Genomic DNA, 11,953 nt, shown 5'->3' on the forward strand with positions numbered 1-11,953 from the left:
GACCGTTTGGGTCAGTCCGTGGAAGTGGGGCGCATTATACGGCAGATGTTTTATGTAACAACCTGAGGACAATACCTATAATTAAGCCACACTCCGAAGCAGGGGTGGCTGATAGCCTTTATGTAGGGGAGAGCCATGACATTGCCTTTACAAACCCCCTTCTTTAGAATGCCCTTCACAAAACAGACAATAGTTTGCGCCTGATTTAAAAGCGGCAAGTGGCTTCAGGATACTCAATCGTCCCAATGTGGCAGCAATGCTCCCAGCCAGCTTGCCGACACTCCATGTGTCTCGTTTGCTCCCGGTTCTTTTCACAATACTCCACCGGGCAGTAAGACATATGACAGCTCTACTATTCTCCAATAGTAAACAATCAATACCGGCACCTATATGCCGTTAACACCTTTCAAGACTCATATATATTACTGGAGACACCACTTGTTCGAACCCCACGCCAGAAACGTTGCCACCATAAAGAATGATCTTCTTTCCGGTTTAACGGTAGCACTTGCTCTTGTTCCAGAAGCTGTCGCCTTTGCCTTCGTTGCCGGGGTCGAACCTCTGGTCGGCTTATATGCCGCCTTTCTTGTTGGTCTGATTACAGCTGCCATTGGTGGCCGCCCGGGGATGATATCCGGAGCAACGGGCGCCCTGGCCGTGGTTATGGTCAGCCTGGTTGCCAGTCACGGGGTACAGTACCTGTTCGCGGCGGTGGTTCTGATGGGCATTATTCAAGTGCTCGCCGGCCTATTCAAACTCGGCAAGTTCATCAGAATGGTTCCCCATCCGGTGATGCTTGGCTTTGTAAATGGTCTGGCCATCGTGATCTTCCTGGCGCAGCTGAGTCAGTTTGGTGTTCAGGGTGAAGTCGGCTGGTTAACCGGCTCTTTCCTGGAAAATAGTGTTATTGATGTTGCCTGGATGAAAGGCAGTGAGCTCTATTTGATGCTCGGGCTGGTTGCCTTAACCATGGCCATCATCCATTTTCTGCCCAGGCTGACCACGGCCATTCCCTCTTCTCTGGCCGCCATCATGGTGGTCACCGCTCTCGCCCTTGGTTTGAATCTGGATACCAGAACCGTTGGTGATGTTGCCGGTATTGCGGGCGGGCTTCCGGCATTCAGCATTCCTTCAGTGCCGTTTACTTTTGAAACCCTGACGATCATCTTACCCTACTCTCTGATTCTGGCCGCTATTGGTATCATTGAGTCACTGCTGACCCTGAGAATGGTTGATGAAATCACCGAAACACACGGCAGCAGTAACCGGGAGTGTGTGGGCCAGGGTGTGGCCAATGTGGTTACCGGTTTCTTTGGCGGCATGGGTGGCTGTGCGATGATTGGCCAGAGTATGATCAATGTGAACTCTGGTGGCCGGGGCCGTCTGTCTGGTATTTCTGCGGCATTATTCTTGCTGAGCTTTATCCTCTTTGCTTCTTCATTAATTGAAATGATTCCGGTGGCGGCCCTGGTTGGTGTTATGTTCATCGTTGTTATCGGAACCTTTGAGTGGAGTAGCTTCCGAATCATCAACAAAGTGCCCAAAGGGGATGCCTTTGTGCTGGTGCTGGTTTCGGTAGTGACCGTTCTGACGGACCTGGCTGTGGCGGTTATTGTCGGCGTTATTGTTTCTGCCCTGATTTTTGCCTGGGAGCATGCCAAACAGATCAAAATCACAAAACTGGAAGACCAGGATGGCTCAACGATTTATAAGGTGCATGGTCCACTCTTCTTTGGTTCCACCACACACTTTCTGACGCAGTTTTCGCCTAAAGACGACAACAGAGATGTGATTATCGACTTCCGGGACTCCAGGGTCTGTGACCATTCCGGACTGGAAGCCATTGATACGCTGGCCGAGCGCTATATGAACAGTGGCAGGACGCTACACCTGCTTCACCTCAGCAATGACTGCAGAAAGCTGCTGAAAAAGGCGGGTAACCTGGTGGAAGTGAACGTCATCGAAGATCCCAAGTACTTTGTTGCTACCAATGCCTGATTATCATCCAGCATGACTCAGAGCCCGGACTTAACTCCGGGCTTTTTAATTGATGCAACTTTATACCCGTGGATAGCTGACCAGACACCAATTGAGAACCGTTGCACCAAATGATAAATTACCTCATGGTGTCAATAATAAGAAATATAAAGAGGCGTCTTAGCTATGAAAACCGTCGAGCAGTGGTTCACGGAATATGGCGAAAGCCACCAGAATCCCACCAATAAATTGATCCACTGGATCTGTGTGCCAGCCATCCTTTTCAGCATTATCGGTATACTATGGGCATTCAGCCCCGTTGCCACCTGGGCGATGATGGCCGTTACCCTGCTGTTCTATTTCAAGCTCTCCTATAAACTGTCGCTGGCCATGATTGTTGTCTTTGCCGCATCAGCAGCCATCTCTCAAGCGCTTGGAGCTTATGTCTTACAGGCCAGTATTGCGATTTTTGTCGTCGCCTGGATCTTTCAGTTTATTGGTCACAAGGTTGAAGGGAAAAAGCCGTCGTTTTTTGAGGATCTGCAGTTTCTGTTGATTGGGCCATTGTGGTGCCTGGGCTTCCTGTTTAGAAAGCTCAATATCAATTATTGAATCCCTTCTTTTGAAGGGTGGACCACTGCTCATCGGGCCCACCCCTTGTCATGGTTGCCTCTTCAGCATCTTTCCAGCCCCCTTGGCTGGACAAGATCTGATCGAAAGCAGGTAACGCCTGTTTTATCGGTAACTTTCACAGGTATAAACAGTTGATCGCAGTTAAATTACGACATTTGTACTTTTGATTCTGCCTCGCAGATTGTGCCTGATAATCCTTGCAGCAGGACTATACTTGACTGCCTGAGTCACCTTGGGGGGTTAACATTATGCTACCTGCAACAGGGTTAAAGACCAGTACCGATGTCGATACAGCGGGCAATGAAATCAAGCCTGAAGTAGTCCGTGATATGGCTCGCTTTGATCACCGGTGGGTTCGCGTACCCCAAGAAGTGTTCGACAAAATCGCCAGCTATTTATCAATCAACGATATCAATAATTTTGGGCAAGCATCGACGACAACAGGCAATCGTCTGCGGTCATGCGGCCTGGCAGAGGTCCAATACTTCCTCTCCCTGACCAGGCAAAGGCAGTCTTCGTGCCGGGCAATCATTCAGTCCAGTCAGCGACTCCTTGAGCACCTCAGGACGTTGTCCATATTTTCTGTTCGACGCTTTCCTGCGCAACTGGGCCCGGCCTTTTACTCATTTTATGCCCGCCATTTGCGCCAGCAGATTCTTGATGGGGCAGCACTGACCCTTATACCCAGTGGCAGCATAAATTTTAAACCCTACAGGCATCTTCTGCGTGATCATATTCCCGTCATCATTGAGAGGAAGGTGGAGAATTACAGTGATATTCTGGCTCTTGAGCATGGTCACTGGGTCAGGAAAGCTGAAATCATACAAGATGATTTTGTCATTTCTGAACATCAGTATGCCGACCATATCTTATTTGTCCCGCAACCGGTAAGTGTTGAGTGGGCGGGACTTTTTCACCGCAACTACAGTGGTAAAGAGCATTTACTGTCTGTTTATGAATGCAGGAATGGTGAGTGGGTTGAGCAACAGCAACTGACAACGGGTGACGTTTTTCCTCAATCCAGGTTCAAGTCTATTAGTGAAATATACCTGTCACCTGATGCCAGGTCACTGGTCTGCATTAACACGGGGCGAACGGGTGCAATTCTTTGTCGTGGGACTGATGGTCAGTGGGTCAATAGAGGCAACATTAATACAAGTCGTAATCATTTCTGGCTGTTCAGTGCCGACAGCAAACATCTTGTGGTTTATGATGAATCATCCTTTACGCTGATGAGCCAGGCAGACGATGAATCCTGGTCACAAACGGGTGATATTATTGTCAGTGATCGTTATGAAGACCTGAAACTCACACCCAATGGCGAGAAAATGAGCGAGTATCAGTTTTCTCTGGAAGTGGTATTCAGCCCGGATAACCGTCATTTTGCCATATGGTTTGACGATGATTATGTTGAAGATGCTATTGAGCGAGATTATTTCTTTGTCGTTATTTTGGCCCCTGACCCCCTAGGGCAGTGGCGTGAAAAACAGAGAATTATAAAAACCTGCGAGTCGCCACGTAATTGCTACCATCTCAAACCCCATTTCAGCCCCGATGGTCGGCTTCTGATCATCACCAGTCAAGATAGTTTGGATATCTGGGAATTAAATACTGACGACCAATGGCTACCCGCTGTTCAGGAGGAGTCCCAATGCGGTTGTGGTGAGATTCACTTTTCTGTGGACCCCTGTGAATTCATCAGAAAGGAGTGGAAGAGCGTAACGATCTGGCGCAAGGCTGCGTCCGGTATGTGGGGCCAGACAGAAACATTTACGGCAAAGTCCCTGACAAAAATCAGTCCCAACGGTGAAACCATTGTGTGTAACGATCTTGCAGGCCATACGGATATCTATCAACGTAAACCTGTTGGTGAAACCGCCGGTGAGTGGGTTCGGCAACGCTTCGAATTTTCCGTCACAAAAGCACGTTTCAATCAAGAAGGTTACTTGCTGGCTTTGCTTCCTGAAGCGGATTCGCACAGTCTGATTCTGTTCGGATTGACGGCAGAAGGGAGCTGGCTGCAAATGGCCAGCTTGCAAACAGAAAACTGGATTATGAAATTTTACTTCAGCCCGTGCAGCCGCACCATTCAGGTCTCCAGTTGGCACCCTGACAATGGCGATGATGAAGTGCAAGAGGTGGTTTCCTTTTGGCAAATTTGTCAAGAATCCCACCAATAAATTGATCCACTGGATCTTTCAGTTTGTTGGTCACAAGGTTGAAGGGAAAAAGCCGTCATTTTTTGAGGATCTGCAGTTTCTGTTGATTGGGCCATTGTGGTGCCTGGGCTTCCTGTTTAGAAAGCTCAATATCAATTATTGAATCCCTTCTTTTAAAGGGGTGACCACTGTCGCTCATCCCTCCTTACCATGGCAATGGCCTCTTCAGCATCTTGCCAGCCACCCTGGCTGGACAAGATCTGATCGAAGGTAGTCTACACCTGTTTTATCGGTCGCTTTTACAGATGTAAAGAGTTGGTCGCGGAAAAGTACGACATTTGTACTTTTGATTCTGCCTCACAGATTGTGCCTGACCATCCTTGAGCAGGACTATACTTGACTGCCTGAGTCTCCTTGGGGGTTTAACATTATGTCACCTGCAATGAGGTTAAAGACCAGTACCGATATCAATACATTGGGCAATGAAATCAAGCCTGAAGTAGCCCGTGATATGGCTCGCTTTGATCACCGGTGGGTTCGCGTATCCCAGGAAGTGTTCACCAAAATCGCCAGCTATTTATCAATCAACGAAATCAATAATTTTGCACAAGCATCGCCGACAACGGCTGATCGTCTGCGGTCATGCGGCCTGGCAGAGGTCCAGTACTTCCTCTCCCTGACCAGGCAAAGGCAGTCTTCGTGCCGGGCAATCATTCAGTCCAGCCAGCAACTCCTTGAGCACCTCAGATCGTTGTCTATATTTTCTGTTCGACGCTTTCCGGCGCAACTGGGCCCGGCGTTTTACTCATTTTATGCCAGCCATTTGCGCCAGCAGATTCTTGATGGGGCAGCACTGACCCTTATACCCCGTGGCAGCTTAAGTGTTAAACGCTTTACCCATCATCTGCATGATCATATTCCCATCCTCACCGAGAGGAAGGCGGACAATTACAGTGATATTCTGGCTCTGGAGCATGGTCACTGGGTCAGGAAAGCTGAAATCAAACACGATCACATTACCAGTTTTAGTCATCAGAATGCCGACCATATTATATTTGTCACACAATCCGTTCCGGCAAGCTTTGGGAGTATGGGATTGTTTTGCTACAAAAGTGGTGAAGAGCACTTACTGTCTGTTTATGAATGCCGGAATGGTGCGTGGGTTGAGCAACAGCAACTGACAACGGGTGACGTTTTTCCTCAATGTCAGTCAGCGTTTACGACTTCCATGTACCTGTCACCTGATGCCAGGTCACTGGTCTGTATTAAAGCGGGACAATCTGGTGCTATTCTCGGTCGGGGTACCGATGGCCGGTGGGTCAATAGAGGCAACATTCATACAGGTCTTAATCATGATTTACTGTTCAGTGCCGACTGCAAACATCTTGTGCTTTATAGTGGATCATTCATTACGGTGATGAGCAAGGCAGACGATGAATCCTGGTCACAAACGGGTGACATTACTGTTAAAGATCCTGATGATGACCTGAAACTCACACCCAGTGGCGATAAAGTGAGCGAGTATGATTTTGATCTCCAAGTGCTATTCAGCCCGGATAACCGCCATTTTGCCACATGGTTTGAAGATGCCGGCGATGATTGCTACAACGCTTCTATTCGACGAGATTATTTCTTTGTCGTCATTTTTGCCCCGGACCCGGAAGGGCAGTGGCGTGAAAAACAGAGAATTATTAAAACCTGCGATTGTCCAAGTCGTTATTACGATATTCAACCTGATTTCAGCCCCGATGGTCGCTGTCTGATTATCACCACTGAAGATGATCTGGATATCTGGGAATTAAATGCTGACGACCAATGGCTGCCTGCTGTTCAGGAGCCCCCCCCTTGCCGTGGTGGTATGATTCATTTTTCTGAGAAGCCTTATGAATTCATTAGAAAGAGGTGGTGGTGCTTAACAATCTGGCGCAAGGCGGAGTCCGGAATGTGGTGCCGGACACAAACATTTCCGGCTGAGTCCCTGACAAAAATCAGCCCCAGCGGTGAAACCATTGTTTGCAATGATCCTGCGGGCCATACGGATATCTATCAGCGTAAGTCTGTTGGTGGACCTGCCGGTGAGTGGGTCAGCCAACGCATCGATTTTTCCATCAAGGAAGCAGATTTCAATCAAGAAGGTTACCTGCTGGCTGTAGTTCCTGAAACAAATACTCACAGCCTGATTTTGTTCGCGTTGACGGCAGACGGGAGCTGGCAGGAAAGGGCTCGTTTGCAAACAGAAAACAGTATTGCGAAATTCTGCTTCAGCCCTTGCAGCCGAAGTCTTAAGGTCACCGTTTTGCCCCCTGAAAATGGAGAAGCTTTTGTGCCAGAGGTTGTTTCCTTCTGGCAGATCATGCCCGATACAGGTTCACGGGAGGCCGACCAATAATTAACTGACCTGCTGTGGATTCCCCTGAATCTGGTCAAACATTCGCGTACTCTTCCCCCTTGCTCAGCCAGCGATTCACCAACGGCTCTACCGCTTCTGGTGACTGGTGAATTAATTCCTGAGCAGCCGTGCGCACAGCCATCAGCAAGTCACGATCCCGCTCCAGATCGGCAACCCGAAATTGTGCCAGACCTGTTTGCCGGGTACCTAAAACCTCACCCGGGCCTCTTAGCTGCAGATCTTTTTCAGCGATCACAAAGCCGTCATTCGAATCCCTCATCACCTGTAAACGTTCCCTGCTTTGCCGGGATAAAGGCGCGTGATACATCAACAGACAGTGGCTGGCAATATTCCCTCGACCCACTCGCCCCCGAAGCTGATGCAACTGGGCCAGCCCCAGCCTTTCCGGGTTTTCAATGATCATCAGGCTTGAATTGGGTACATCAACACCCACTTCAATAACGGTGGTTGCCACCAGCAGGTGCAGATGCCCCTCCTTGAAAGCGTTCATCACCTCCGCCTTTTCGTTGGCTTTCATCCGGCCATGAACCAGACCTATAGACAACTCTGGAAGTGTTTCTCGCAATTGCTCTGCCGTCACTTCTGCGGCCTGACACTGCAATGCTTCAGACTCTTCGATCAGCGTGCATACCCAATAAGCCTGGCGTCCTTCAAGGCAGGCGGCCTTGAGGCGTTTAATGACCTCTTCACGACGGTCGTCACCTATAACGACGGTGTTGATGGGTGTCCGTCCCGGTGGCAGCTCGTCAATCACAGAAACATCGAGATCGGCGTAAGCACTCATGGCCAATGTTCTGGGGATCGGGGTGGCGGTCATAATCAGCTGGTCCGGCAGCCCGCCATTTTTTGCCCCTTTTTTTCGCAGTGCCAGGCGTTGATGAACGCCAAATCGATGTTGCTCATCAATCACTGCCATGCCCAGCTTATGGAATATCACATCGTCCTGAAACAGGGCGTGAGTGCCGACCACAACCATGGCTTCGCCAGAAGCGATCCGGGCTAAAATCTCCTGACGTTTTTTACCTTTGGTTTTTCCGGACAGGAAAGCCGTGGCAATACCCAGCGGCTTAAGCCAGTTTGCGAAGTTAAGCTGATGTTGTTCAGCCAGAATTTCCGTTGGCGCCATCACTGCGGCCTGATAACCATTTTCCACCGCCTGCAGTGCTGCCAGGGCGGCGACAACGGTTTTGCCCGAACCAACATCCCCCTGCACCAGTCGCAGCATGGGCTTTTCCAGGGCCATATCCTGGCTGATATCATCGGCCACTCGCTGCTGGGCAGAGGTCAGGGAAAAGGGAAGTTGCGCCAATAACTGTTGGGTTAACCGGCTTTTTGGTGGCATGGCAAAACCTCCGATCGCCTGTACCCGCCTTCTGAGCTGCTGAAGACTGAGGTTATGGGCCAATAACTCCTCAAAAGCCAGACGTTGCTGGGCAGGATGCCGCCCTTCGCTGAGCAGTATCATCGACTCTTCCGGTGGCGGCTGATGCAGGAGTCGAACGGCTTCCACCAGTGAGCTGAGGTGATATTGCTGCCGAATCTGCTCCGGGAGAAGCTCTTGCAGAGAGCTTTCATCGGCGAGCAGCTTCAATGCCTGCTCGCACAAACTGCGGATTCGCTGTTGGGTCAGACCTTCTGTAGCCGGATAGACCGGCGTTAATGTCTCTTCAACGTCCGCCGGGGCATCGGCCTTGATCACCCGATATTCAGGGTGATACATCTCAAGCCCCGTAGCACCCCGCCGGGGTTCTCCGAAGCAGCGAATCTCAACCCCATGCCGGAGGTTGTTTTTCTGGGCAGCGGTAAAGTGAAAGAACCTCAGGCTTATGGAGCCGGACCCGTCGCCAACCCGGCAAAGCAGGCTGCGACGTTTGCCCATCACGATATCCGATGCCAGCACCTTCCCCTGAATCACCACATCGGTTTGAGGCTGAAGTGTGCCGATGGGTGTCACCCTGGTTCTGTCCTGATAACGCATTGGCAGGTGAAACAGCAGGTCCTGAATAGTGACAATGCCGATTCTGGCCAACTTCCCGGCCAGGGCATCACCAACGCCTTTTAACGTGGTTACCGGAATATCGTGTAATGACCTGTTCATACTCACCATAGGCCCACTTATTGATTAACCGAACACTGCCTCAAGGCATCAGAAAGCACATCAATTGCCTTCGGCCTCGGGAAGCTGGCGCGCCAGGCCAGGGCCACCGTCCTGCCAGGTGCTGGCGTACGAAATGGCCGGGTGCTGAGAATATTGGGCGCGTAGTGATGATCGACAACGGCTGACTGTGGCAGCACACTGATCCCCATACCCGACGCCACCATGTGTCGGATGGTTTCCAGTGAGGTTGCTTCAATACCACTGCCATCATCGCCCGCCTCTTTTTTACTGGCCAGCATCGGGCAGGCCTCCAGCACCTGGTCACGGAAACAGTGGCCTTCGCCCAGCAGCAGCAGCTTTTCCTGGGCCAGGTCAGCCGGATCAATTTCGCTCTGACGTTCCCAGGGATGACCACCTGGCAACAATACCCGGAAGGGCTCATCATAAAGCGGCCTGGTTAACACATCCGGTTCATTAAAGGGCAGGGCAATGATAATGGCATCCAGCTCACCCAGACGCAGTTTTTTGCGCAAAACAGCGGTAAAGTTTTCCTCAATATACAGCGGCATATTGGGGGCGGACTGTGCCAGTTGAGGAATCAGATGGGGAAAAAGGTAAGGGCCAATGGTGTAGATCGCGCCCACTCGCAGGGGAGAACTGAGCTGATCCTGACCGGTTTTCGCCAGTTGTTTGATGGCCGAGGCCTCTTCCAGAACTTTCTGGGCCTGACTGACGATCAATTCACCCATTGGGGTAACACGAACCGCATTCCGGGTTCGCTCAAACAGGGCAACACCCAGTTCATCTTCCAGCTTTTTGACCCCGACACTCAGTGTTGGCTGGCTGACAAAGCACTTACTGGCAGCTCTGCCAAAGTGCTGCTCCTGGGCAAGGGTGACAATGTAGCGAAGTTCTGTCAGTGTCATAATGATTTTCAACTGTTTTGATAAGACAGCTCGATAAACAGCCCTGAGTTCATATCAAGCCTTCAGCTCCTGAAAGCCCTGAAAGACTGGCAAGGATGCTCGTGCCATCTATAATACTGTAAATTTATACAGCCATATAAACGAAATTGCCATTATGTTTTTTCCGAAGATTATATCAACCAATAGACGATAAATGACCTGTTTTTACTTGTTTATGTACGTTCGTACTCGTCTTAAACCCCTGATTTACAACACTTTCTAATATTTTAAAACGTTTGTACTTGTTTACCATTTTCACCCCTGTTTAAACTAATTGGTGGCAAGAATTGGCGGCAAGGGTATAATTGCTTGCCGCCAATTTACGGCCATAAACATTCACAAACATTTAATAAAAAAGGATGATACGTCATGCAGTATATGACTACTACACAGTTGAAAAGATTTGTTGATGCTCGGGTTCCTGGGTCTAAAGCTCAGGTTAGTACGAACCTTATTATTCGTATCTCATCTTCTGGCACAGCAACTTATACAACTCGTATAACGCTGGAAAACGGTAAGCGATCAGAGCGCACCATAGGCAAATACGAGGAGATTTCTTTACATGATGCAAGAAAGGCAGTTATCGAGCTTAAGGACAAAAAGAAATCAGGCATCAATGTATCAAAGACTAAAACGTTTTCTCAGTTGTATAAGATGGTGATAGAAGCAAAGGGAGAGATAGCAGAGAGCACGCTACTTAATTACAACAAATGCTTTGATCATGCGAAGGCTTTACACAAACAGGATATTAATAGAATTTCGGCTGAAGCAATAAAAAAAGTATTAGATAAGCTAAAACCGATTCCCTCTCAGGCTAATAAAACATTAGTTGTTATTAAGCAGGTCTTTAGTCTTGCTGAAACACTGGATTTAATCTCACGCAACCCATCCAGCAAATTTACAATTAAGGATGCTGGAGGGACTTTAGAAGAAGGTGAACGCTTTCTTGAGGTTGATGAAATACGCACTGTGTTTCCTTATTTAAATAAACACTTCACTAGGAATGTATATCTTGCTTCAGTATTGCTGCTGGTTTTCGGCTGCCGAAAACAAGAGCTATTAAAAACAAAGAAATCTAATTTTGATTTAGAACAAGGGTTATGGATAACAGAAGCCAAGAAAAAAACCAATGGCAAAGTAGTTAAAGATAAACCAAGGCGTACTCCACTTGAACCAGAAGTTGTAGAGATTATACGGGAGTTAAACGCCATGAACCGTAACAGTGAGTTCCTTTTCCCAGCCAGAAGAATGGGTACAGAAAAACCTATGGCTCACTCAACGCTCAATTCTGCGCTTTACCGATTATTCAGCAATCCTGATGTACCATTCGAGTTTTTTAAACCACACGATTTGCGCCGCACTTGTGCCACGTTGTTAGAGGATACTTTGGATATTGATTCTCGGACCTGTGACAAATACTTGGGTCACAAACCACCGAAAGTTAAGGGGACTTATGATAAAGGTGACAGGCTTGTACAACGCCGAGCAGCACAACGCCAGCTACTCGACTTAATTGGAGTATACATCTTAGATTGAATCCATATACCGCTCTATTTCTGAACGCCGGAACAGTACTCGCCGCATGGGTAACTCGACCGGCTTCGGGAAATCAGGGTGTCTACGCATTTTCCAGATAGAGGTTCTGCATATCCCATATTCTTCTTCAATGGCTTTTACCGTAATAAACTTTGTTTGTGGTTTATCCATATCC

General features: G+C 48.8%; 8 protein-coding genes and 1 pseudogene. 6 read left to right on the forward strand and 3 right to left on the reverse strand.

The window, feature by feature from the left end:
- The first annotated feature begins 438 nt into the window (after positions 1 to 438).
- From ACO6UX_RS01180 to ACO6UX_RS01200, 5 genes and pseudogenes are all read left to right on the forward strand, one after another.
- A complete protein-coding gene (locus tag ACO6UX_RS01180; protein ID WP_422444086.1) occupies positions 439 to 1,998 on the forward strand; it encodes a SulP family inorganic anion transporter in 1,560 nt (519 codons plus the stop codon).
- A gap of 165 nt (positions 1,999 to 2,163) precedes the next feature.
- Complete coding sequence (locus tag ACO6UX_RS01185; RefSeq protein ID WP_422444088.1) at positions 2,164 to 2,589, forward strand: DUF962 domain-containing protein; 426 nt, start codon at positions 2,164 to 2,166, stop codon at positions 2,587 to 2,589.
- Between the two features lie 269 nt (positions 2,590 to 2,858).
- Entirely contained in the window at positions 2,859 to 4,790 is a 1,932-nt protein-coding gene (locus ACO6UX_RS01190) for a hypothetical protein (RefSeq protein WP_422444090.1), read from the forward strand.
- A gap of 1 nt (position 4,791) precedes the next feature.
- A pseudogene (locus ACO6UX_RS01195) lies at positions 4,792 to 4,932 on the forward strand (Mpo1-like protein); the annotation flags it as partial.
- 267 nt (positions 4,933 to 5,199) lie between these two features.
- Positions 5,200 to 7,158, forward strand: coding sequence for a hypothetical protein (locus tag ACO6UX_RS01200; RefSeq protein WP_422444092.1), 1,959 nt, complete (start codon positions 5,200 to 5,202; stop codon positions 7,156 to 7,158).
- A gap of 34 nt (positions 7,159 to 7,192) precedes the next feature.
- On the opposite strand, the gene recG is transcribed toward ACO6UX_RS01200, so the two are convergent.
- The gene (gene recG / locus ACO6UX_RS01205; protein ID WP_422444094.1) at positions 7,193 to 9,277 is read right to left on the reverse strand and encodes an ATP-dependent DNA helicase RecG; all 2,085 of its coding nucleotides are present in this window, start codon (positions 9,275 to 9,277) and stop codon (positions 7,193 to 7,195) included.
- A gap of 17 nt (positions 9,278 to 9,294) precedes the next feature.
- A complete protein-coding gene (locus ACO6UX_RS01210) occupies positions 9,295 to 10,203 on the reverse strand; it encodes a hydrogen peroxide-inducible genes activator (RefSeq protein ID WP_422444096.1) in 909 nt (302 codons plus the stop codon).
- Positions 10,204 to 10,611: 408 nt separating this feature from the next.
- On the opposite strand from ACO6UX_RS01210, the gene ACO6UX_RS01215 reads away from it, so the two are divergent.
- Complete coding sequence (locus tag ACO6UX_RS01215) at positions 10,612 to 11,778, forward strand: tyrosine-type recombinase/integrase (RefSeq protein ID WP_422444098.1); 1,167 nt, start codon at positions 10,612 to 10,614, stop codon at positions 11,776 to 11,778.
- Here ACO6UX_RS01215 and ACO6UX_RS01220 read toward each other — a convergent pair.
- Positions 11,770 to 11,949: a helix-turn-helix transcriptional regulator gene (locus tag ACO6UX_RS01220; protein ID WP_422444100.1), complete on the reverse strand. Its 180-nt coding sequence runs from the start codon at positions 11,947 to 11,949 to the stop codon at positions 11,770 to 11,772. The two genes, ACO6UX_RS01215 and ACO6UX_RS01220, sit on opposite strands and share 9 nt — an antisense overlap.
- Between the last annotated feature and the right edge of the window lie 4 nt (positions 11,950 to 11,953).

Source organism: Endozoicomonas sp. ALB091 (assembly GCF_049310265.1).
Taxonomy (GTDB): Bacteria; Pseudomonadota; Gammaproteobacteria; order Pseudomonadales; family Endozoicomonadaceae; genus Endozoicomonas.